Annotated in this window: 17 protein-coding genes and 1 pseudogene; 9 read left to right on the top strand and 9 right to left on the bottom strand. The window is 51.0% G+C overall.

The window, feature by feature from the left end; all coding sequences use genetic code 11:
• Positions 1–63: 63 nt before the first annotated feature.
• Positions 64–459 (top strand): 8-oxo-dGTP diphosphatase MutT, encoded by a 396-nt coding sequence (gene mutT / locus BZJ18_RS03510; protein WP_069586607.1) that lies wholly within the window; start codon positions 64–66, stop codon positions 457–459.
• Positions 460–489: 30 nt separating this feature from the next.
• Here the strand turns inward: mutT and yacG are convergent, their stop codons facing one another.
• The 8 genes from yacG to nadC all read right to left on the bottom strand — a co-directional run bounded on the left by yacG (position 490) and on the right by nadC (position 7527).
• A complete protein-coding gene (gene yacG, locus BZJ18_RS03505) occupies positions 490–696 on the bottom strand; it encodes a DNA gyrase inhibitor YacG (RefSeq protein ID WP_069586608.1) in 207 nt (68 codons plus the stop codon).
• Positions 697–700: 4 nt separating this feature from the next.
• Positions 701–1441, bottom strand: coding sequence for a cell division protein ZapD (gene zapD / locus BZJ18_RS03500; protein ID WP_077455357.1), 741 nt, complete (start codon positions 1439–1441; stop codon positions 701–703).
• 23 nt (positions 1442–1464) lie between these two features.
• Positions 1465–2079, bottom strand: coding sequence for a dephospho-CoA kinase (coaE, locus tag BZJ18_RS03495; protein WP_077455356.1), 615 nt, complete (start codon positions 2077–2079; stop codon positions 1465–1467).
• Positions 2079–2948 (bottom strand): prepilin peptidase, encoded by an 870-nt coding sequence (locus BZJ18_RS03490; RefSeq protein ID WP_077455355.1) that lies wholly within the window; start codon positions 2946–2948, stop codon positions 2079–2081. The genes coaE and BZJ18_RS03490 overlap by 1 nt, the downstream gene beginning before the upstream one ends.
• A gap of 64 nt (positions 2949–3012) precedes the next feature.
• Positions 3013–4227: a type II secretion system F family protein gene (locus tag BZJ18_RS03485; protein ID WP_077455354.1), complete on the bottom strand. Its 1215-nt coding sequence runs from the start codon at positions 4225–4227 to the stop codon at positions 3013–3015.
• Positions 4228–4236: 9 nt separating this feature from the next.
• Positions 4237–5919 carry a type IV-A pilus assembly ATPase PilB gene (gene pilB / locus BZJ18_RS03480; RefSeq protein WP_077455353.1) on the bottom strand — a complete coding sequence of 561 codons (1683 nt, stop codon included), beginning with the start codon at positions 5917–5919 and terminating at the stop codon, positions 4237–4239.
• A gap of 7 nt (positions 5920–5926) precedes the next feature.
• Entirely contained in the window at positions 5927–6370 is a 444-nt protein-coding gene (locus tag BZJ18_RS17685) for a pilin (protein ID WP_077455352.1), read from the bottom strand.
• 248 nt (positions 6371–6618) lie between these two features.
• Positions 6619–7527, bottom strand: coding sequence for a carboxylating nicotinate-nucleotide diphosphorylase (gene nadC / locus BZJ18_RS03470; RefSeq protein ID WP_077455351.1), 909 nt, complete (start codon positions 7525–7527; stop codon positions 6619–6621).
• Positions 7528–7689: 162 nt separating this feature from the next.
• Between nadC and BZJ18_RS03465 the strand changes: the two genes are divergently transcribed.
• The 7 genes from BZJ18_RS03465 to lpdA all read left to right on the top strand — a co-directional run bounded on the left by BZJ18_RS03465 (position 7690) and on the right by lpdA (position 17888).
• Positions 7690–8682 carry an ABC transporter substrate-binding protein gene (locus BZJ18_RS03465; protein ID WP_077455350.1) on the top strand — a complete coding sequence of 331 codons (993 nt, stop codon included), beginning with the start codon at positions 7690–7692 and terminating at the stop codon, positions 8680–8682.
• Positions 8679–9974, top strand: coding sequence for a diguanylate cyclase domain-containing protein (locus BZJ18_RS03460; RefSeq protein WP_077455349.1), 1296 nt, complete (start codon positions 8679–8681; stop codon positions 9972–9974). Before BZJ18_RS03465 ends, BZJ18_RS03460 begins: the two co-directional genes overlap by 4 nt.
• 27 nt (positions 9975–10001) lie before the next feature.
• Complete coding sequence (gene ampD / locus BZJ18_RS03455) at positions 10002–10556, top strand: 1,6-anhydro-N-acetylmuramyl-L-alanine amidase AmpD (RefSeq protein WP_077455348.1); 555 nt, start codon at positions 10002–10004, stop codon at positions 10554–10556.
• A gap of 280 nt (positions 10557–10836) precedes the next feature.
• Positions 10837–11610, top strand: a complete 774-nt coding sequence (gene pdhR, locus BZJ18_RS03450) for a pyruvate dehydrogenase complex transcriptional repressor PdhR (protein ID WP_069586617.1) — start codon at positions 10837–10839, stop codon at positions 11608–11610.
• Between the two features lie 92 nt (positions 11611–11702).
• Positions 11703–14369 carry a pyruvate dehydrogenase (acetyl-transferring), homodimeric type gene (gene aceE / locus BZJ18_RS03445; protein WP_077455347.1) on the top strand — a complete coding sequence of 889 codons (2667 nt, stop codon included), beginning with the start codon at positions 11703–11705 and terminating at the stop codon, positions 14367–14369.
• Between the two features lie 12 nt (positions 14370–14381).
• Positions 14382–16277, top strand: a complete 1896-nt coding sequence (gene aceF / locus BZJ18_RS03440; RefSeq protein WP_077455346.1) for a pyruvate dehydrogenase complex dihydrolipoyllysine-residue acetyltransferase — start codon at positions 14382–14384, stop codon at positions 16275–16277.
• A gap of 186 nt (positions 16278–16463) precedes the next feature.
• A complete protein-coding gene (gene lpdA, locus BZJ18_RS03435) occupies positions 16464–17888 on the top strand; it encodes a dihydrolipoyl dehydrogenase (RefSeq protein WP_077455345.1) in 1425 nt (474 codons plus the stop codon).
• 121 nt (positions 17889–18009) lie between these two features.
• Here lpdA and BZJ18_RS03430 read toward each other — a convergent pair.
• A pseudogene (locus BZJ18_RS03430) lies at positions 18010–19922 on the bottom strand (methyl-accepting chemotaxis protein).
• A gap of 558 nt (positions 19923–20480) precedes the next feature.
• Here BZJ18_RS03430 and acnB point away from each other — a divergent pair.
• Positions 20481–23078 carry a bifunctional aconitate hydratase 2/2-methylisocitrate dehydratase gene (gene acnB, locus BZJ18_RS03425; protein ID WP_069586622.1) on the top strand — a complete coding sequence of 866 codons (2598 nt, stop codon included), beginning with the start codon at positions 20481–20483 and terminating at the stop codon, positions 23076–23078.
• Positions 23079–23145 lie beyond the last annotated feature (67 nt).

The raw sequence follows: 23145 nt of genomic DNA, 5'->3' as shown, positions 1-23145 counted from the left end.
CGTGCTTGCATCCATATCAACAGACAGTGGATAGCGCGTAGGCGGTAGTAAGTAGGAGTATTCATGAAACGGGTAAGTATTGCCGCTGGCGTGATTGTTAATGCCGCGCAAGATAAGATATTTATTACACGTCGCCATGCGGATGTGCACCAAGGCGGAAAGTGGGAATTCCCCGGCGGAAAAATTGAAGCCAACGAAACCCCGCGCCAAGCCGTGGTGCGGGAGCTGCGTGAAGAAGTGGGGATTGATGCCACCGACGTCAGCCCCTTTATTTCGCTAGACTTTGATTTTCCAGACAAAGCGTTAAGCTTTGATTTTTTCTTAGTCAGTCGCTTTGAAGGGGAACCGCAAGGGCAGGAAGGTCAGCATGGTGAATGGGCACCGATTGCACGTTTATCCGAGTATACCTTCCCTGAAGCGAATGACGCGGTGCTTGAGAAAATCCGTGCTCGATTTTAAGCACGGATCGTTCGTCTTGGCAGGTGGAGATTACTCCGCCTGTCCTTCTGACCATAGGTCGTCATCAGAGCTGTCTGGTGCACCGGGAATCGCCTTTTCTTCATTGGCCCACTCCCCTAAATCAATCAACTGACAACGTTTGCTGCAAAACGGGCGATGCGGGCTGATTTCGCCCCAAACAACAGGTTGTTGGCAGGTTGGACATTTCACCACCGCGGGGGTATCACTCACGCTCATCTCCTTAACAGACACTGATAAATACCGGCATATTGTCGGCGACCTCGCGATCATCGTCAAATGGCATAAAACGGATCGCAAAACGGTTTTTGTGTCCTGAAACCAACGGATAAACGCCCAGATCGGGGTTAACCTGAATCCGGATCAGGCACGCGCCATCAGCGTCTTGTTGATAGAAGCCTTGCTTAACCTCGACATGCCCACCTTGTGCGCTTTCTCGGGTCAGTTGCAACCAAAATGCTAGGGCATGACGTAGCGGTGATAGCGTGGCGAGCCAGCCATTAATCGCGTTTTGGCGGGCGACCAAAGGCTGATGTAACCAATAGTGGAAAATGGGTAAATCAAAACTACAGCTGCCACCGGGAATGGAGAATCGCTGTTTGATGCTGGTCAGGAAGCGATCTTCGCGTAGCGCTTGGCCAAAACGCTTGGCTTGTAAGACCGCACGTTGGTGCTCGGCCAATTGCTCGAGCAGTTGTTGTAGCTGCTGTTGATCGACCTGTGGCACATGCGCCCAAGCGTTGAGCTTTTTCTTGAGCTTATCCAAATCCTTGGCAAGATCCGCTTTCACTTGCACTTGTTCGAGAATTTCCAGCAAATCAAATAGGCTGCGGAAAAATTGAATATGGTGGCAAGGGGCCGATAATCCGCTCACTTCGTCCAATTGATCGAGCAGGTACTCTAGGCGCAAATAAATTCGCACCTGTTCATTGAGTGGGTGTTCATACAAAGTGAGGCTGGTCATAAATGTTTCGCGATCCTATCCGGTTACTCCCCGGTGTGATGTTGGGCGGCCAAGGTTAAATACGTCTGGTGTAAGGCATCAATCTGGTGTTGGAGTTCCGTCTCTGGTTGATCATTGTTGATGATGTCGTGGGCGACCGCAAGTCGCTGCGCACGGGTTGCTTGGGCAGCCAGAATGGCATCGACTTGCTGGCGGCTCACGCCGTCTCGCTTTAATGTCCGCGCAATTTGGGTTTGCTCATCAACATCGACCACCAAAATGCGATCCGCTAATGCCATGAGGTTATTTTCCACCAATAACGGCACCACAAGCAAACAGTAGGAAGAGCGTGCTTGCGCGCAAGCGCTGATCATCTGGGTACGGATCATTGGGTGCAGTAAGTCATCCAACCAACGTTTGTCGTCTGGGTGTGAAAAGACCCGCTCTCTGAGCCAAGCGCGATTCAATTGCCCATCGGACTGCAAGGCTGATTCACCAAAGCGCGCGGCGATTGCCGCAAGCCCTTCACTGCCAACTGCCACCACATCGCGTGCAATCACATCTGCATCAATCACCTCAATGCCTTTGGCCGCAAACTGGTTGGCAACCGTGGTTTTGCCGCTACCGATACCGCCAGTAAGCCCAATCACTAATCCCATTAACGCACTCCCAATAGTTGTGAAAGGTACCAGTGTAACAGGCCATCACCCCACAGGAGGCAGACCCAGCCGGCGATCGCAATAAAAGGACCAAAGGCGAAAGGTTGCTGCAGTCCTTGCTGCTGACGGCGGAGTACGATAGCGCCAATCACGGCGCCACTTAATGAGGCCAGCAGGATCAATAGCGGCAGTACTTGCCATCCCAGCCACGCCCCCAAGGCGGCAAAGAGCTTAAAGTCGCCATAGCCCATGCCTTCTTTGCCGGTGGTGAGCTTAAAGGCCCAAAAGAGGCTCCAAAGGCTGACATAACCGACCATGGCACCAATGACACTCTCACTGAGTGTGACGGGGCTAATGCCGATCAGCGCAAGGCCGATGCCGGACCACATCAAGGGTAAGGTGAGTTGATCGGGCAGCAGCAGGGTTTCCCAATCAATCAAGGTTAAGGCTAACAACACTAAACTAGCCGCCATCACCGCGATGGCCCATGTCGGGGAGGTGAAAAGCCATGCGGGGAGCATGCAAAGTATCGCGCTGGTCAGCTCCACCAATGGATAGCGTTTACTGATGGGATGTTGGCAATGGCGGCAGCGGCCTTTTAAAGCCAGCCAACTGAGCAGCGGAATATTGTCATACCAGCGAATGGTTTGCTCACAGGCCGGACAGTGAGACGCGGGAAGGCACAAATCAAAACGCTGCCCATCGGGGGCCTCAATGTTTGCATCAGGAAAGGTGGCTAAGCATTCTTGGCGCCAACGACGCGCCATCATGATCGGCAAACGTGCGATGACCACATTTAAAAAGCTACCGATAATCAGGCCGAATAGGCCGGCAAGAACGATGAATAACGGCGATGAGAATATCAACATGGGACCTTCTGGGTATAAACCTTGTGCGCATCATAGCGCCTTGTGGCGAGAGACTCTATCTTGGCTAGCCAAGAACGGACATCAGATTGAAAATCGGTAAATACATGGCCACCACCAAGCCGCCAATCAATAGCCCCAGCACTAAAATTAACAGGGGCTCGATGATTTTACCGAGGTTGTCCACGGTGTTATCGACTTCGGCTTCATAGATTTGCGCGATGCGGTTGAGCATATTATCGAGTGAGCCCGACTCTTCGCCAATCATCACCATTTGGGTCACCATCACAGGGAAGCTGTCGCTGTCACGCAATGCTTGGTGGAGTGGAATACCCGTTGCGGTGTGCTGATACACTGCATTAAGCGCGTGAACATAATAAGCGTTGGTCATGGATTTTGTTGCCGCTTGTAAGCCAGAAAGTAACGGAATACCAGCACTAAAGGTGGTGGCGAGGGTACGAGAAAACTTGGCAATGCAGGCTTTACTCACCACTTCACCGATGACGGGCAGTCGCAGTAGCCAGCGGTCATAGTAATAGTGGTAGGTCGCGTTTTTACGCTGCAGTAGCTGGTGGGCAGCGGCAAGGCCCGCCATTATCAGTGTGATGGTCAATGCGTGTTGGCTCACGATGTCGGATAAGGCGAGAACTTGTTGGGTCAGCCAAGGTAGCTCGGCGCCGAAGGAGTCAAAAATATGTTTAAATTTCGGGATCACGAATACCAGCAGATAGGCACTCACTCCCAAGGCCACGCTGATCACTATGCTGGGATAGATCATGGCTTTAATCACTTTACTGCGAAGCTGCGCCTGCTTTTCACGATACAAGGTTAACCGGGCAAAGACCTGCGGCAATTGCCCGGTTTGCTCGCCTGTTGCGACCAGATCGCAGTAGAAGCGATCAAACAAGGGACTCGCTTGCGCCAACGCATCACTCAAACTGGTGCCCGCTTCGAGTTGCTGGCGAATATGACGCACTAGCAAGCGCATCTCGGCTTTGACCTGATTGAGCGCGATGAGGTTGAGGGCCTGTACGATGGGGATCCCAGACTCTAGCAGAGTAGTGAGATCGCGGGAAAACTGAGTGATATCCGCCGCTTTGGCTTTGTGACGGCGCTGCTGAAAGCTCGATAGTCGACGGCGAATGATGCGTGTGGGCAAGATCGATTGGCTCGCCAACTGTTGGCGAGCATCCTGCTCGGTATAGGCGAACACTTGGCCTTTTTTGTCGCCGCCTGCAGCGGCTTGGCGCCAATGAAAGAGAAACAGCGTGGGTTTGGCCATGAAGACTCCTTAGGCAAGCTGAATAACGCGAGTAAGCTCTTGAATGCTGGTGATCCCTTGATTGAGTTTGGCAATCCCGGATTCGGCTAATCGCCACATCCCTTCCTCCGTCGCCAGTTGGGTCAGTTCGATGGCACTGGCATTGCGGTAAATGGCGCTGGCAATAGTCTCGGTAACAGGAAGCACCTCATACACCCCTGTGCGACCCTGATAGCCTTGATAACACTGATAGCAGCCGTGAGGATGAGCTTGGTACAAGGTGTTTGGGGTTAACGTCGGATAGAGGTTAGCTAAGTGCTGAAGGTGCGGATCATCAGCTGGATGCGGCTGTTTACACATCGGGCATAAACGGCGGACTAAACGTTGGGCCACCACCAAAGTTAGAGAGCTGGCAAGGTTGTAGGGGGCAATACCCATATGGGACAAACGGGTGATGCTTTCGGCGGCGGAATTGGTATGCAGGGTTGATAACACCAGATGACCGGTTTGCGCGGCTTTGATCCCGATTTCAGCGGTGTCGAGATCGCGAATTTCCCCCACCATGACTACATCGGGATCTTGGCGCAAAAATGCACGGAGTGCGGTGGCAAAATCTAAACCAATGGCCGTATTAACGTTGACTTGGTTGACGCCTTCTAGCTGGATCTCAACCGGATCTTCGACGGTGGCAATATTACGCTCGGGCTGATTGAGATACTTTAACCCACTGTACAAAGAGACGGTTTTGCCGCTGCCGGTTGGGCCGGTAAACAAAATCATGCCTTGCGGTCTATCTAATGCGTCTTGATAGTGCTGGCGTTGCCACTCGGTTAAGCCTAAATCATGCAAGGTTAATTGCTGCTGGCCATTATCTAGCAGACGAACCACTACTTTCTCGCCCCAAATGGTTGGCAGGGTAGAGACGCGCATATCGACGGTATGGTCGGCGGTGAGGGTCAGCTTGATGCGCCCGTCCTGTGGCAAACGTCGTTCGGCAATATTGAGTTGGGCTAAGATTTTGAGTCGAGTCGACAGTCGCCGCGAGACCCCTGCCGGAGGATGAGCATAGGTTTGTAATAAACCGTCTTGGCGAAAACGAATTTGGTAGTGATGCTCAAAGGGCTCGAAATGCACGTCGGAGGCTTTTTTGCGCACCGCATCCACTAAGATCTGTTGAATGTAACGACTGATGGGCGCCTGATCACTTTGTAGCTCGGCACTGTCCTCCTGTGGGCTATCGGTGACGGTCAGGGCCGCCAAGTCCTGATCACTGATGGTGATACCATCGCCAGTGCCATCGATATCTGCCCCGTATAAGTGGCGCAACGCAGCATCCAAATCTGGCTGACTGAGCACCACTAACCGGACATTGAGCCCAGTAGAAAAGCGAAAGTCGGCGACAGCTTCTGCGTTATCTGGATCACTGACCCCCAGTAATAGCTCTTGGCCTTGCTGAGCCAGCGGTAACACTTGGTGACGCTGAATTAAATCACGCCGGTCGAGGGCATAGCAGGTGTCTTTAAACGGATATTGATGGCTCTCTGCGAACGGAAGATGGTGCAGGTTAGCGAGGGTGTTGGCGAGCGCGGTGGGGTCAACCCCAGCATCGAGTATATGCGCAAGACTGAGCGAGGTATTGTCGCCAATGCCCAGCATATCGCGCTGGGCATCAGTCAATAAACCGGCTTGATACAACTGAGCGGTTAGGATCATTGGCTGCTTATGCTTTTTTACAGCCTTTAATATCACCAGCTTCGAAAGCTTCACTCGTTGTGTATTTACATACCCAAGCAAGGTCGCTTTTCTCAAAGGTAATTATTGTCCCGTTAATAGAGCTATTTGGAGTAAACGTGACTGTAAGCTCAGTCGATGTGGCATCTTCGCCTTCTCCACTAGTAGCACCCGAGACGTTGACTGTCGCCAGTTCTCCGAGGTTCGCAGCGTCACCTAAGGCTGTTTTAAAGTCACTCGCTGAAGAGCTACTATTTTCATCCAAATAAAGATCTAACCGTGTAAGGAGAGCACGGCCTGATGCTAACCCTGAATTAAATTCAGCAATTTTCTGTTTATTTACATAAGCGGGGACGGCGATGGCAGACAGTGCTGCGATAATTCCGACGACGATCAGTAACTCAATCAAGCTAAACCCTTGTTGCTTTTTCATCCTATTTCTCTCCTCGTAATCATGAGTTGCCGCAAAGTGAGTGGGCAACAATCAGTGCCAGCACTTTACGCTCGTGTGTGGCGCAAAAAAGAGGGGAAACATGAGTTTGAGAGTCAAGGATAAAACCTTGATGTAACAGTGGGTTTTTTCTGTTGTAGTGTTCGACAGACGACAAATTTTTTGTCACAGAATTGTTATAAAAAAGGCCGCGGGTAAGAGGCGGCCTCATTATCTTGCGAACAGGTGGATTACTGAAAGCGCATGGATAAATCGAGCGCGGTAACATGCTTGGTCAGCGCGCCCACGGAAATATAATCGACGCCTGTGGCAGCATAGTCGGCGAGGGTGTCCAAGGTGACGTTTCCAGACACTTCGAGGGCGACACGGCCTTGGTTGAGCGCAACCGCTTCACGCATCATGGGGATGGTAAAGTTATCCAGCATCACCACATCGGCCCCCGCATCAATGGCTTGTTGCAGCTCGGCCAAGGTTTCTGTTTCTACTTCCACAGGCTTGTCGGGGTTAAGGCGACGGGCTTCTTGCACGGCATTAGCAATGCCCCCACAGGCACGAATATGATTTTCTTTAATCAAATACGCATCGAACACCCCAATCCGATGATTATGGCCGCCACCACACGCGACCGCGTACTTCAACGCACTCCGCATTCCCGGAATGGTTTTGCGGGTGTCGAGTAATTGGGTGTGCGTGCCATTGAGCGCCGCCACATAAGTCGCCACCTTGCTCGCACAACCGGATAGCGTTTGAATAAAATTCATCGCATTGCGCTCGCCGGTCAAAATAATCCGCGAGGGGCCGTGCAGGGTGCACAGGGTTTGGTTTGGTGTCACTGTGTCGCCATCTTTGACATGCCAAGTGAGCGACACGGCCCCGCCGAGTTGACGAAATACCTCATCGGCAAACGCCTGACCACAAAATACCCCAGCTTCTCGGGTGATCAAAATAGCGGTAGAGGCCGAGTCGGCAGGGATCAAGCTTGCGGTAATGTCCTGACTGGGATCAATCTCTCCTCCCAAGTCTTCTCGAAGTGTCTCAGAAACTAGACGTTTCACGTCCGCATCAAGGTGCGAGGTGAGATAAGCAAAGCGGCTATCGCTATCGTGTACCGCGCGAAATGGAGAAGTTGTCGACGTCATCTTGGCTCACTGGTGCAGTCAAAAGTTGCCGAAATGATAACCTCACTGGTGATGAAATGCAGCCACTGCAGCGGTAAACTTTTTTATCGCCTTGTTTTTTGTGCATGACCTGTCTAAACCTTGACTATACTTGGTGTCAGCACACACTTATGAGGCGCAACAATGAAACGACTACTTGCATTATGTGCCATGTTAGCCATCGCGATACTGGGGTATTGGGCGTGGCAAGGAGTGCGTGCGCCTGTCAACAACAGCAGTCCGACCGTGACGATTGCAGTATCGCTCACACCGCTTGCCGCGCCCATTATCATCGCGAAGAAACAGGGTTTTTTTGCCGGCCACGGTGTGAATGTTAGCCTTTTACCGGTTCATGGTGGGGTAAAAAGTTTTAATACGCTGATGGCGGGAGAGGCCGATCTCGCGACGGTGTCGGAAACCGTCGCGATGTTTAATAGCTTTCAACGTGATGACTTTAATATCCTCGCCAGTTTTGTAGAGTCCAATAACGACGTCAAACTCTGGTCATTGACGTTGCCGATTCACCAATCGCTCGATGTGCTGGCGAACGCGCGTATTGGCGTAGTGCAATCGAGCGCCAGTGAGTTCTTCTTAGACTTAATGCTCAATCTGAATGGTCTGTCTGAGTTGCCGATAAGAAAAGCCTACTATTCCCCAGACCAACTCCCCGGCGCGTTATTGCGTGGAGAAGTCGATGCGATTTCAATTTGGGAGCCTTATGGCTATCAAGTGATGCAAGAGGCGCAACAGCGCGTATCGCAATTTAACAGTAAGGGGCTACACAACCTCTCTTTTTTACTGGCGAGCCGAAGCCCGTTAAACATTCATCAACACCAGCGTATGCGTCAGGTAATCGCAGGGCTGAATGATGCGATTGACTATATTCATCTCCATCCCGATGAATCAAAGACAGTCGTGGCCGACTACTTGTCAATGCCCGACAACCAGCTGGCATGGCTTTGGCAAGACTATCTTTTTCGACTTTCCTTGAGCGACGCTTTACTCCTGAGCTTAAAAAATCAAGCTATGTGGGCACGAGAAGCCGGGCTAGTGGCAGGGACGGAACCGGGCTTTCGTCGTTTGCTAAATCCTGGCCCTTTAACGGAGGCGACGCATAAGGCGAGCTTATTAAAATGAAGATAGGACAACAGTTAAGTGTCGTTGTGTACGCCTGTGCTGCGCTCACCATGATCACCTTACTTATCACCGTAGAGTTGTTTTATAAACAAACGCAGGTCCAACATCGTCTTGATGCCATTGTTTCTTTGCATTCACAAATTGATGCGGTGCGGGGAAGGCTTTGGTTATATCAACAGTACCATAGCGCGGAAACACGCCAAGATGCGTATCATGCCAACCAAACCTTGCTGCAACGCCTTCGTGAAAAAAATCGTGAATTGCCGCTCCAAGCGATTCGCCAAGCGGCACAAAGTATTGACACTTTATTAGTGTTATCGGCACGGCGTCAGAGCGATATCAATACCACGGAAAGTGCGCGATTGATGGTGTTTTCTCGCTATAACATGCTACTACAAACCATGAGTGAGGCGGCCTTCTCCATGCGTCAAGAAGCGATGCACTCTGCTGGGCAGCAACAAAAAGCCTTGCTTCTCCTCCATGGCGGGGTGCTGATCTTATTGGCGCTGTTAGTGACCGCATTAGCCACCAATACACGGCGGCGTTTCTTTCAGCGGCTTGAGGAGCTGCATGACGATGTGGCGAAAATCAAGCAAGGGGATTTAACCACTCAGCTCTCACTCGACACTTCTGATGAAATGTCTGATCTTGCCGCCCACGTTAACGAGATGAAGCGCACGTTGAAAAATACTATGGTGCGCAAAGAACAGCTTGCCGAAGAGATTGCCCAACAAACTCAGCAACTGCGAGAGCAACAGCAGCAGCTAATGTACTTAGCTGAGCATGATGAACTCACTCGACTGTTTAATCGCCGCGCGTTTGAGTCACATGTGGAGGTTGCCTTGATGCGTGCTTCACGCGCGCAAACCAAAGCCGCGTTGCTGTTTATCGATGTAAACCGATTTAAAGAAGTGAACGATACCTATGGTCACGGGGTGGGGGATGAATTGCTAAAAGTCGTTAGCCAGCGGTTAAAGCTTGCGGTGCGACGTTCGGATTTAGTCGGGCGTTTAGGTGGGGATGAGTTTATTGTTTGGCTCGATTTATTGGCGGATAAACAGGCACTGCAAGAGGTGATTGAGCGTATTATTCAAGAAATGCGCGCGCCAATGGTGACCAATGGTGCAGAGCTGGAGCTTTCTCTGAGTATCGGGGTGAGCTGTTTCCCAACCGATGGACTGGAATTGCAACAATTGATGAATCAAGCTGATTCAGCCATGTATCATGCCAAAGCGAACCCAAGCGCGGGTTGCTGCTTCTATTCCAATCTGAACACTCGCGAGATAGAGTAATCGTCCAGTCCAACCATGGATAGCGGCATGTCTTTTTCAAACATCAACGATCATTGGCTGGTGGGCGCGCGCGCTTGCCCATCTCCCCACTACAACCAACGACCCGATGGGGAAGAGATTTCCTTACTGGTCATCCACAATATTAGCCTCCCGCCAGGACAGTTTGATGGCCCCTATATCGAACAGTTTTTTCAAGGTCAGCTCGACGCGAGTGAGCACCCTTATTTTGCTGAGATCGCCGATCTTCGCGTCTCCGCGCACCTACTGATCCGACGAGATGGAAGTGTGATCCAGTTTGTACCATTCAACGAGCGTGCGTGGCATGCTGGCGCTTCGTGTTTTGATGGACGCGAGCAATGCAATGACTTTTCGATCGGTATCGAGCTCGAGGGCACGGATGACCTACCTTATACCGATCCGCAGTACCAAGCTTTAGCGACGATCACCCGTACGCTGATGCAGTATTATCCAGCCATTACCTGTGATCGCATTACCGGCCATGAACATATTGCGCCGGGGAGAAAAACCGATCCGGGCCCTGCATTTGATTGGCCCTACTATAATTCGCTGATCGCCAAATAGTGTGGCGGCATCACGCGCTTGTTTAGGCTCGTGGGGCTGTAAAAAGGCGGCTTGTTAATAAAATGTTTATTGGTCAGACCAATTTTTGCGAGCCAGACTGTGCCGACTGTCACCTTAAAGATACAGTCGTTTCCATGATGTCAATCAAACTTCTGGTGGACACAATATCTGCTGTCTGGTAACTTTAAAGGATTATAAAAAATTGGTATTACCAATTGACAACCAGTCAGTTTCTGTCGAAGGCAGTGAAAGCTGCTAAGACGGATGGTCAACAAAAACAATGGCATATCAAAGAATTCGTCAACCCAAACTCTCAGATGTTATCGAGAAAGAGCTCGAAGGTTTAATTCTGGAAGGCACTTTATCGCCGGGCCAGAAGTTACCGCCTGAGCGGGAGTTGGCAAAACAATTTGATGTGTCGCGTCCGTCAGTGCGCGAAGCGATCCAGCGACTTGAAGCTAAAAAGTTGCTGACGCGTAAACAAGGTGGCGGCACTTTTGTCAGTGAACGACTGTGGCAGCGATTCTCTGAACCCCTGCTAGAGTTATTGGCGGACCATCCTGAAACCCAACTTGATTTGCTGGAGTCACGTCATGCGCTGGAAGGCATCTCTTCTTACTTTGCCGCCCTCCGCGGCACGAAAGAAGACTTCAAGCGGATATGTGACTGCCATGATGCGATTCGTCATGCGCAGCAACAAGGGGATTTAGAGGCAGAAGCCTCGGCTGTCATGCAGTATTTAGTTGCAGTAACGGAAGCGGCACACAATGTGGTGCTGCTTTATATTATGCGCAGTCTTGCGCCGCTGCTGGAGCAGAATATTCTGCAAAACTTTGAGCTACTTTACCGCCGCCAAGAAACGGTGGAAAACGTCAGCCGACACCGGGCTGAGATCGTGGATGCGATTACTGCTGGCGAACCAGAAAAAGCCAGACAGGCGTCACATGCACACTTAGCTTACATTGAGGAAACTCTGTTGGATCTTGGCCGTGAAGAAAGCCGTCGAGAACGGTCTCTGCGTCGAATTCAACAACGCAAGGACGAGTTGGAGTAATACCGGATTCGCCCAAAAGAAAGGGCAAGCGGTGTCTCCAGCTGCGACAACGTTTGTTTTGTATGAGTCAATCAACGAAAGGATAGATCGCCATGTCTGAAGTCATGAAACATGACGTGGACGCACTTGAGACTCAAGAGTGGCTACAAGCCCTCGAGTCAGTCGTTCGTGAAGAAGGTGTAGAACGTGCCCAGTTCCTTCTGGAGCAAGTACTGGGACAAGCACGTTTAGACGGTGTTGACATGCCAACTGGCGTGACCACCAACTATGTAAATACCATTCCTGCCGATCAAGAACCTGCTTACCCAGGTGATGTGAATCTGGAACGTCGTATCCGTTCTATCATTCGTTGGAACGCAATCATGATCGTGTTGCGTGCGTCCAAGAAAGATTTAGAGCTGGGTGGCCACATGGCATCATTCCAGTCATCGGCTGCTTTCTACGAGACCTGTTTCAACCACTTCTTCCGTGCGCCGAATGAAAAAGACGGCGGCGATTTGGTGTATTATCAAGGTCACATCTCTCCAGGTATCTATGCGCGTGCGTTTGTTGAAGGTCGTCTCACTGCTGAGCAGCTCGACAACTTCCGCCAAGAAGTAGACGGTAAAGGTATTTCTTCTTACCCACACCCGAAACTGATGCCTGAATTCTGGCAATTCCCTACCGTTTCTATGGGTCTGGGTCCTATTGCGTCTATCTACCAAGCGCGTTTCCTCAAGTATCTGAACGGTCGCGGTCTGAAAGACACCTCAGAGCAACGCGTTTATGCGTTCTTGGGTGATGGTGAGATGGATGAGCCAGAATCACGTGGTGCGCTGTCGTTTGCGGCCCGTGAAAAACTGGATAACCTATGCTTCTTGATCAACTGTAACCTGCAGCGTCTTGATGGCCCTGTAATGGGTAACGGTAAGATCATCCAAGAGCTAGAAGGCCTATTCAAAGGTGCAGGCTGGAACGTGATCAAAGTGGTTTGGGGTTCTGGCTGGGATAAACTGCTGGCGAAAGACACCTCAGGTAAACTGCTGCAGTTGATGAACGAAACCATCGACGGTGATTACCAAACCTTCAAGTCAAAAGATGGCGCCTACGTGCGTGAGCACTTCTTCGGTAAGTATCCAGAAACAGCTGCTTTGGTTGCTGATATGACCGACGAAGAAATCTTTGCACTGAAGCGTGGTGGTCATGAGCCATCAAAACTGTTTGCTGCGTTCAAAGCGGCACAAGAGTGCAATGATCGTCCAACCGTGATCCTAGCGAAAACCGTTAAAGGTTACGGCATGGGTGAAGCGGCAGAAGGTAAGAACATCGCGCACCAAGTGAAGAAAATGGACATGACGCACGTCATTGCCATGCGTGATCGTCTTGGCCTGCAAGACTTGCTGTCTGATGAAGACGTACAAAACCTGCCTTACCTACAGTTGGAAGAAGGTTCTGCGGAGCATGAGTACCTGCACGCGCGCCGTAAAGCGCTGCACGGTTACACCCCGCAACGTCTGCCTAACTTTACTAAAGAGCTAACACTGCCAAAACTGGATGATTTCTCAGCCCTGCTGTCTGAGCAGAAGCGTGATATCTCCACCACCATGGCCTTTGTACGCTCTTTGAATGTATTGCTGAAAGACAAAAACATCGGCAAAAACATTGTACCTATCATTGCTGACGAAGCGCGTACTTTCGGTATGGAAGGTCTGTTCCGTCAAGTAGGTATCTACAACCCACATGGTCAGACTTACACCCCTGAAGACCGTGGTGTGGTGTCTTACTACAAAGAAGACCAAGGCGGTCAAGTACTGCAAGAAGGGATCAACGAGCTAGGCGCGATGTCATCGTGGGTAGCGGCGGCGACCTCTTACAGCACCAATGATCTGCCAATGATCCCATTCTACATCTACTACTCAATGTTCGGCTTCCAACGTGTTGGCGACATGGCGTGGATGGCAGGTGACCAACAAGCACGTGGTTTCCTATTGGGTGCAACTGCCGGTCGTACTACCCTGAACGGTGAAGGTCTACAGCACGAAGACGGTCACAGCCATATTCTGGCGAGCACTGTACCTAACTGTGTTTCTTACGACCCAACCTTCGCGTACGAAGTGGCGGTGATCATGCAAGACGGTATCCGTCGCATGTACGGTCCTGACCAAGAAAACATCTACTACTACCTGACGCTGATGAACGAAAACTATCATCAGCCGGCCATGCCTGAGGGTGCGGAAGAAGGTATCCGTAAAGGTATCTACAAGCTAGAAACCTACACGGGCGACAAAGCGAAAGTTCAGCTAATGGGCTCTGGCACCATCATGACTGAAGTGCGCAAAGCGGCGAAACTGCTTAGCGATGAGTACGGTGTAGCGTCTGACGTATACAGCGTGACCTCGTTTAACGAGCTGGCACGTGACGGCCAAGATGCAGAGCGCTTCAACATGTTGCACCCAGATGCGGACGCACAAGTTCCTTACATCCAAACTGTAATGGGATCTGAGCCTGCGATTGCTGCGACTGACTACATGAAGAACTACGCTGACCAAGTTCGCGCGTTTATCCCAGCGGAATCTTACAAAGTTCTTGGTACTGACGGCTTTGGCCGTTCTGACAGCCGCGAAAACCTACGTCGTCACTTCGAAGTGAACGCAGGCTATGTGGTTGTTGCGGCGCTTAACGAGCTGGCTAAGCGTGGCGATGTTGACAAGAAACTGGTAGCGGACGCTATCAAGAAATTCGACATCGATACCAACAAAGTAAACCCGCTGTTCGCGTAAGAGGCTGAAATAATGTCAATCGAGATTAATGTACCTGACATCGGTGCTGATGAAGTAGAAGTGACTGAGATCCTTGTTAGCGTTGGCGACAAGGTCGAAGAAGAACAGTCGTTAATCACCGTTGAAGGTGATAAAGCATCCATGGAAGTGCCTGCATCACAAGCGGGCGTGGTCAAGGAAATCAAAATTGCTGAAGGTGACAAAGTGACCACGGGCTCTTTGATTATGATCTTTGAAGCCGATGCGCCAGCGCAAAGCGCACCAGCTCAAGAGGCGGCGCCAGCCGCCCCTGCTGCACCAGCGGCTGCGTCAGAAATCAAAGAAGTACACGTGCCTGATATCGGTGGTGACGAAGTCGAAGTTACCGAGATCATGGTTGCGGTTGGCGATACCATTGAAGAAGAGCAGTCACTGATTACTGTTGAAGGCGATAAAGCCTCAATGGAAGTGCCTGCACCGTTTGCGGGTACCGTTAAAGAAATCAAGATCGCGGCGGGTGACAAGGTGTCAACTGGCTCACTGATCATGATGTTCGAAGTGGGTGGCAGCGCGCCAGCGCAAGCGCCTGCAGCTGCCGAGGCACCAGCAGCGCCTGCAGCAGCACAAGCTAAAGACGTTCACGTTCCTGATATCGGTGGCGATGAAGTTGAAGTTACCGAGATCATGGTTGCGGTTGGCGATACCATTGAAGAAGAGCAGTCACTGATCACCGTTGAAGGCGACAAAGCGTCAATGGAAGTCCCTGCACCGTTTGCGGGTACAGTGAAAGAAATCAAAGTGGCCGCGGGCGATAAAGTCTCGACGGGCTCGTTGATCATGGTCTTCGAAGTTGCCGGTAGCGCACCAGCAGCGCCTGCACCAGCAGCGCCTGCACCTGCAGCGGCACCTGCTGCTGAGAAGGCGGCACCCGCGCCTGCAGCCAAAGCTGGCGCCCCAGCGGCTAAAGCTGACGCAGGTAAAGACGAGTTTGTAGAGAACAAAGAATACGCGCATGCGTCTCCTGTTGTTCGTCGTCTTGCCCGCGAATTTGGCGTGAACCTTGCGAAAGTAAAAGGTAGTGGCCGTAAAGGACGCGTACTGAAAGAAGACGTTCAGAGCTTTGTAAAAGAAGCGCTGAAGCGCCTTGAATTAGGTGCAGCATCGGGTTCAGGCGACGGTAGCGCACTGGGTCTGCTTCCTTGGCCAAAAGTGGACTTCAGCAAATTCGGTGAAACCGAAGTTAAACCACTGTCTCGCATTAAGAAAATCTCTGGTGCGAACCTAGCACGTAACTGGGTGATGATCCCGCACGTGACGCAGTGGGACAACGCTGATATCACTGAAGTGGAAGCGTTCCGTAAAGAACAAAACGCGATCGAGAAGAAGAAAGACTCTGGCATGAAGATCACCCCATTGGTGTTCATCATGAAAGCGGCTGCTAAAGCGCTAGAAGCTTTCCCTTCTTTCAACTCGTCGCTATCTGAAGACGGTGAAAGCCTGATCCTGAAGAAGTATGTCAACATCGGTATCGCCGTTGACACGCCAAACGGTCTGGTTGTGCCTGTGTTCAAAGACGTGAACAAAAAAGGCATCTACGAGTTATCTGAAGAGCTGATGGCGGTTTCTAAGAAAGCTCGTGCAGGCAAACTCACTGCCTCTGATATGCAGGGTGGTTGCTTTACCATCTCTAGCCTAGGTGGCCTAGGCGGTACGGCATTTACGCCAATCGTCAATGCACCAGAAGTGTCTATCTTGGGTGTGTCTAAGTCAGAAATGAAACCAGTATGGAACGGTAAGGACTTTGAACCTCGCCTAATGCTGCCATTGTCTCTGTCTTACGATCACCGTGTGATTGACGGTGCCGAAGGCGCGCGCTTTATTACTTACCTCAACGGCTTGTTGTCAGACATCCGCCGTTTGGTACTGTAATCGCGTCACCGACAACACCCTCCGGCCCGTTACGGGCCGGTTGGGAATTGTTGTGCAGCTCACAGGCTATGGGTTTTTATTTTTCAGCCCATTAACATGGCTGTAAACTGTGGCTTCCAAACTCCCACAACAATAAAAAATTACCGCTCTTAGCCTGTCAGGGAATAAGACTACAACGAGGTCAGAATGAGTAAAGAAATCAAAGCGCAAGTCGTCGTCCTTGGCGCTGGTCCTGCTGGATACTCCGCCGCCTTCCGCTGTGCCGACCTAGGTTTGGAAACAGTATTGGTTGAACGTTACAACACCCTAGGTGGTGTATGTCTAAACGTTGGTTGTATCCCTTCTAAAGCCCTACTTCACGTTGCCAAAGTGATCGAAGAAGCCAAAGCCATGGCGGATCACGGTGTGGTTTTCGGCGAGCCACAAACCGATATCGATAAAATTCGCACTTGGAAAGATAAGGTTATCGGTCAACTGACCGGTGGTCTGGGTGGCATGGCCAAGCAGCGTAAAGTGACTGTTGTTAACGGTAMAGGCCGTTTCACTGGCGCKAACACCCTAGTGGTTGAAGGTGATGAAACCACCACTATCAATTTTGATAATGCCATCATTGCGGCGGGCTCTCGTCCWATCGAACTGCCATTTATCCCGCATGAAGACCCACGYATCTGGGACTCWACSGACGCGCTTGAGCTCAAAGAAGTACCAGAGAAACTGCTGGTAATGGGCGGTGGTATCATCGGTCTAGAGATGGGTACGGTTTATCACTCGCTAGGTTCACAAATCGACGTTGTTGAAATGTTCGATCAAGTGATCCCTGCTGCGGATAAAGATGTGGTGAAGGTCTTCACCAAGCGTATCAGCAAGAAATTTAACCTGATGCTAGAAACCAAGGTGACCGCGGTAGAAGCCAAAGAAGACGGCATCTACGTCACCATGGAAGGCAAAAAAGCGCCAGCAGAGCCTGTACGCTATGATGCCGTTCTGGTTGCTATTGGCCGTACACCAAACGGTAAGCTACTTGACGCTGGTCAAGCGGGCGTTGAAGTTGATGACCGTGGCTTTATCCGTGTTGATAAGCAAATGCGTACTAACGTGCCACATATCTATGCGATTGGCGATATCGTTGGTCAGCCAATGCTTGCGCATAAAGGTGTGCATGAAGGTCACGTTGCCGCAGAAGTCATTGCTGGTAAGAAGCACTACTTCGATCCTAAAGTAATCCCATCAATCGCTTACACTGAGCCAGAAGTGGCATGGGTCGGTAAGACCGAGAAAGAGTGTAAGGAAGAGGGCATTAACTACGAAGTGGCTACCTTCCCATGGGCAGCGTCTGGTCGTGCGATCGCGTCTGATTGTGCCGACGGTATGACTAAGATGATCTTCGATAAAGACACTCATCGCGTGATCGGTGGTGCGGTTGTTGGTACTAACGGTGGTGAACTGTTAGGCGAGATTGGCCTTGCTATCGAGATGGGTTGTGATGCCGAAGATGTCGCATTGACAGTACACGCTCACCCAACCTTGCATGAGTCTGTTGGTCTTGCCGCAGAAGTGTTTGAAGGCTCAATCACTGACCTGCCAAATCCAAAAGCAAAGAAAAAGAAATAAACCGCGCGTTTATCGTTTTCTGATTAAGCCCCGTCATGCGGGGCTTTTTTATATCTGTTAGGTACCGCTTAAGAATAAAAAAAGCGGGCCAAAGCCCGCTTCGTGCGTCAGAAGATAGCGTTTAAAGCTTAAAGCTCCCAACCAAGGTATCAAGACGTTTAGAAAGATCACGTAGTGACTCACTGGCTTCTGCCATGGTGTTGGCGGTATCAGCGGTTTGCTGCGAGCTGTGATTAATCTCTTCAATATTTTGATTAATGTCATTCACCACGGTGGACTGCTCCTCGGTAGCCGTTGCCACTTGGGTGTTCATATCCGAGATCTGGACAATTTGCTCGTTGATCAAATTGAGTGCTTGTGACGCCTCGTCGGAAGCATTGACCCCTTCGGCCGTCATCGCTCGGCTTTGCTCCATGGCTTGCACGGCATTGCTCGCTTCTTGTTGGAGGCGATCGATCATGGTTTGGATTTCATCGGTAGAGTCAGATGTACGACTTGCCAAGCTGCGCACCTCGTCGGCAACAACCGCAAATCCGCGTCCTTGTTCGCCCGCTCGTGCCGCTTCAATCGCCGCATTGAGTGCCAGTAAATTCGTTTGCTCGGAGATACCGCGGATCACATCCAAAATGCCGCCAATCGAGTCAGTATTCTCTGCTAGTGCACTGACGACCTTGGACATGTTCTCCATGTCATCGGCTAGACGTGCAATGGTATCTCGCGCTTGGGTGACGACTTGTTGGCCACTGGCTGCACCATCAGAGGCTTGATTCGCAGCGCTGGCGGCATTGGCCGCATTCCCAGCAATCTCATTGACGGTAGCGCCCATCTCGTTGATCGCGGTTACCACCTGAACGGTACGATCTCGCTGATGTTCACTTTGCGATTGCGTGGCGCTGGCTTGTGCTGAGACCTGTTCGGCGGCGCTTCTTAGCTCACCACCCGTGGCGGCTACATCTGAGACTAAGCGGTGGATTTTTTCCACAAAGCTATTGAAACCAGATGCGAGTTGGCCAATTTCATCTTGGCTGTTGATGTCCACACGTTGGCGCAGATCGCCTTCGCCTTCACCAATTTCACGGAATACATTGGCGACATATTGGATAGGCTTGGTAATGGTCGCGGCAAGCCAGATGGCGACGACAACGAACAAGAGCCCGACGACGACAGAGACCATTAAAATTTGGTTGCGCGTTTGATTCAGCGGGGCATAGACTTCGTCTGCTGGGACGTCTGCGATCACAAACCAATCCATGGAAGGCACATAGCTGGAGGCGAGTAAAAGTTCATCACCATTGATTTGGGTGTCGAGTAAATTGAAATCCCCCTTATTGAGAAGGCTACGTGCTTGGGCACCATACGAGTCGGTGAGGTTCTTCTCTCCCATTAGGCCGGTGTCGCGATGGAGCTGCACTTCGCCCTGTGCATTGACGAGAAAAACAAAGCCGGATTGCTCAATCTTGAATTGATTCAGAAATTGCGTCATGTCATCCAGTGAGCGTGAAAACCCAGCGAGGCCTGTCCCGTTAAGTTGCTGGAAGTTCACGAACAGTTTGAGATCCCCGTTATCCTCTTGGAACACTTGCGCCATGGTGGCATTGCCACTGTCTAGGAAGTTATAGAACCACCCGTCTTTATCGCGGGTCAGGACCCGCAAGAAGCCATTCTGATTCCAGTACTGCCCCGTCTTACGGTTCGCAATACTGGCGTCATTCAGACCATATTGTGCTCGCAAAATATTGAGTTGCTCGATGACACGCGCTTCTTCACTGGCACTCATGTCGCTACTGATCATATCGAGCATCACAGGGTTTGAGGCTAACTGGTGTGCGGCGGATTGTAGCTGGTTTACTTCACTATCAATCGTATCGCGAAATTGGGTGAGGGTGGTTGGCAGCTCGTTCTCCAACAGCCGCTTTTCCATAATATCTCGAGCTTGGCTTAAGCTCATTTACTGATAATCGCCGTGGAGGCGATAACGGCTGACACAAAGGCCAAGATGAGTTTTTGTTTAATAGTGAGTTGGTTTAGCTTCATGCCCTTCTCTCTACAAGTCAATGAATACAGAGTCTGCCACGCAATAGGGTGACAAAGACTGAGATATTTTTATGGTACTAATGTCTAAGTTAGTAGAAGTGTGTGAATGGTTAACGACGTATCGGCGAGAACCCCACAAACTTAACGGAACATGTCGGTTTTATTGATAAAAATAACACCTAGTGCGCAGTTTCAACAGCAAAGGGGAATAATACCTCTCTACCGCGGATGTGAAGCTGTGAACTTGATAACAGACTGATTACTGCGTCATGGAAAAAAGCGGTGTAGAATCAGTCACAACCGCGACACATGCTGTGAGTAGTGTGAGAAGAATAGGGATTAGCGCGCTGCGTCACTAAGACCTAAGTCGTATGTTTCATAAAAGGGGTAGATTTTAATTTTAAGTTAAAAATGCTATCCTCACGCAGCGGTTACGTGCTCGAACCCTCGTCTTGCTGGAAAATTTTAATAAACTTCGCCGGATAAGCGTGATACGAGTACTAACACTTTCCAAGGATGTTGGATCACACGATCTGACCGAGAAAAGAGGAAATAGTCGTGCTTGAAGCCTACCGTAAACACGTCGAAGAACGTGCCGCTCAGGGCATTGTGCCTAAACCGCTGAACGCTGAGCAAACCGCCAGTCTGATAGAACTGTTGAAAAACCCGCCCGCTGGCGAAGAAGAAACACTGGTCTACCTACTTGAAAATCGAATTCCGCCCGGCGTGGACGAAGCGGCTTATGTAAAAGCCGGCTTTCTTGCCGCGCTTGCGAAGGGAGAAGCAAGCTCTCCGCTCATTAGTCGTGAACGCGCGACTGAGCTGTTAGGGACCATGCAAGGCGGTTATAACATCGAACCGCTGATTGCACTGCTTGATGATGCCACGTTGGCACCGATTGCGGCAAAGGCCTTGTCTCATACTCTGCTGATGTTCGACGCGTTTTATGACGTTGAAGATAAAATGAAAGCAGGGAATACCTACGCCAAGCAAGTGATGGAATCTTGGGCTAACGCCGAGTGGTTCTTAAACAAGCCGCAAATCCCTGAAAAAGTGACGCTGACGGTGTTCAAAGTATCGGGTGAAACCAATACCGATGACTTATCGCCAGCCCCCGATGCTTGGTCGCGCCCTGATATTCCTCTCCACGCACTGGCCATGTTAAAGAACGAGCGCGAGGGCATTCAGCCGGATAAGCCCGGTGAGATTGGTCCGATTTCGCAAATGAAAGCGCTGGAAGAAAAAGGTCATCCACTGGTTTACGTGGGTGATGTGGTCGGTACGGGTTCGTCACGTAAATCAGCGACCAACTCTGTGCTGTGGTTTATGGGCAAAGACATTCCTAATGTGCCGAACAAGCGCTTTGGTGGTTTTTGTTTAGGCGGAAAAATCGCGCCGATTTTCTTCAATACCATGGAAGATGCGGGTGCCTTGCCGATTGAGCTGGATGTTAGCAAGCTCAATATGGGCGATGTGATTGACTTGTATCCGGCCGACGGCAAGGTATGCAAGCATGGCACCGATGAGGTTCTGTCTACCTTCCAACTGAAAACCGATATCTTATACGATGAAGTGCGTGCCGGGGGGCGTATCCCTCTCATCATCGGTCGTGGTCTGACCGATAAAGCGCGTGAGAGTTTAGGCCTTGAGCCTTCGGACGTATTCCGTCGTCCGCGTCCTGTTGCGGACTCTACCAAAGGGTTTACGTTGGCACAGAAAATGGTCGGTAAAGCCTGTGGTGTCGAGGGTGTCCGCCCCGGTACCTATTGCGAGCCAAAAATGACCACCGTGGGTTCACAAGATACCACGGGTCCGATGACGCGTGATGAGTTAAAAGATTTAGCGTGTCTTGGCTTCACCGCCGATCTCACTATGCAGTCATTCTGCCACACATCCGCTTATCCAAAGCCTGTGGATGTCGAAACTCACCACACACTGCCGGACTTCATTATGAACCGTGGTGGTGTGTCATTGCGTCCGGGTGATGGTGTTATCCACTCATGGCTAAACCGAATGCTGCTGCCCGATACCGTGGGGACTGGCGGTGATTCACACACGCGTTTCCCGCTGGGTATTTCGTTCCCTGCCGGTTCAGGTCTGGTGGCCTTTGCGGCCGCGACCGGCGTGATGCCACTGGATATGCCAGAGTCAGTTCTGGTGCGCTTTAAAGGCGAAATGCAGCCTGGGGTCACCTTACGTGACTTGGTACATGCCATTCCATATTTTGGTATTAAGCAAGGTCTCCTGACGGTTGAGAAATCCGGCAAAATCAACGAATTCTCAGGCCGTGTCTTGGAAATTGAAGGGGTGGAGCACCTGACCGTTGAGCAAGCCTTTGAGCTGTCGGATGCATCCGCAGAGCGTTCAGCGGCTGGCTGTACGGTCAAGCTGTCACAAGACTCGGTGGCAGAGTACCTTGAGTCGAACATTGTGATGTTGAAGTGGATGATCGCCGAAGGCTATGGCGACCGTCGTACCATCGAGCGTCGTATCCAAGCAATGGAGCAATGGCTGGCTAATCCAAGTTTGATGGAAGCCGATAAAGATGCCGAGTACGCGCATGTGCTTGAAATCGATCTGGCAGACATCAAAGAGCCGATTCTGTGTGCGCCGAACGACCCAGATGATGCTCGCACCTTGTCGGATGTTGCTGGCGATAGCGTCGATGAAGTCTTTATCGGTAGCTGTATGACCAACATCGGTCACTTCCGCGCGGCCGGTAAACTGCTGGATAAATTCGGTGGCAGTTTATCGACCCGTATGTGGGTGGCACCACCGACGAAGATGGATAGAGATCAGCTAACAGCAGAAGGCTATTACGGTATTTATGGCCGTGCTGGGGTGCGGATTGAAACGCCAGGGTGTTCATTGTGTATGGGGAACCAAGCACGTGTGGCAGAGAAATCGACCGTATTGTCGACCTCGACCCGTAACTTCCCGAACCGTTTGGGAACCGGCGCCAATGTGTATCTTGCATCAGCGGAGCTTTCGGCGGTAGGTGCGATCCTAGGACGCATTCCCACCAAAGAGGAATACCTCGAATACGCAGAGCACATTAATGCGACAGCAGCAGATACCTATCGCTATCTGAACTTCCACCGTATGGACGAATACACGCAAAAAGCGGATAACGTCATTATCAAAGCCGCGGTCTAGCCGGCTTTATCCAACGCCCTCTTCGGAGGGCGTTTTTTTATCCCAGTGATGCTGTCGGTCTGAATGG

This window comes from Salinivibrio sp. IB872 (assembly GCF_001995345.1).
In the GTDB taxonomy this organism is placed as follows: Bacteria; Pseudomonadota; Gammaproteobacteria; order Enterobacterales; family Vibrionaceae; genus Salinivibrio; species Salinivibrio proteolyticus.
Note: the sequence above shows the minus strand (reverse complement) of the source record. Positions and strands in the feature narration are given on the sequence as shown.

Excerpts from the sequence above, each read along its gene's own strand:
- mutT (WP_069586607.1), top strand. The coding sequence starts at position 64 with ATGAAACGGGTAAGTATTGCCGCTGGCGTGATTGTTAATGCCGCGCAA.
- yacG (WP_069586608.1), bottom strand. The coding sequence starts at position 696 with ATGAGCGTGAGTGATACCCCCGCGGTGGTGAAATGTCCAACCTGCCAA.
- zapD (WP_077455357.1), bottom strand. The coding sequence starts at position 1,441 with ATGACCAGCCTCACTTTGTATGAACACCCACTCAATGAACAGGTGCGA.
- coaE (WP_077455356.1), bottom strand. The coding sequence starts at position 2,079 with ATGGGATTAGTGATTGGGCTTACTGGCGGTATCGGTAGCGGCAAAACC.
- BZJ18_RS03490 (WP_077455355.1), bottom strand. The coding sequence starts at position 2,948 with ATGTTGATATTCTCATCGCCGTTATTCATCGTTCTTGCCGGCCTATTC.
- BZJ18_RS03485 (WP_077455354.1), bottom strand. The coding sequence starts at position 4,227 with ATGGCCAAACCCACGCTGTTTCTCTTTCATTGGCGCCAAGCCGCTGCA.
- pilB (WP_077455353.1), bottom strand. The coding sequence starts at position 5,919 with ATGATCCTAACCGCTCAGTTGTATCAAGCCGGTTTATTGACTGATGCC.
- BZJ18_RS17685 (WP_077455352.1), bottom strand. The coding sequence starts at position 6,370 with ATGAAAAAGCAACAAGGGTTTAGCTTGATTGAGTTACTGATCGTCGTC.
- nadC (WP_077455351.1), bottom strand. The coding sequence starts at position 7,527 with ATGACGTCGACAACTTCTCCATTTCGCGCGGTACACGATAGCGATAGC.
- BZJ18_RS03465 (WP_077455350.1), top strand. The coding sequence starts at position 7,690 with ATGAAACGACTACTTGCATTATGTGCCATGTTAGCCATCGCGATACTG.
- BZJ18_RS03460 (WP_077455349.1), top strand. The coding sequence starts at position 8,679 with ATGAAGATAGGACAACAGTTAAGTGTCGTTGTGTACGCCTGTGCTGCG.
- ampD (WP_077455348.1), top strand. The coding sequence starts at position 10,002 with ATGTCTTTTTCAAACATCAACGATCATTGGCTGGTGGGCGCGCGCGCT.
- pdhR (WP_069586617.1), top strand. The coding sequence starts at position 10,837 with ATGGCATATCAAAGAATTCGTCAACCCAAACTCTCAGATGTTATCGAG.
- aceE (WP_077455347.1), top strand. The coding sequence starts at position 11,703 with ATGTCTGAAGTCATGAAACATGACGTGGACGCACTTGAGACTCAAGAG.
- aceF (WP_077455346.1), top strand. The coding sequence starts at position 14,382 with ATGTCAATCGAGATTAATGTACCTGACATCGGTGCTGATGAAGTAGAA.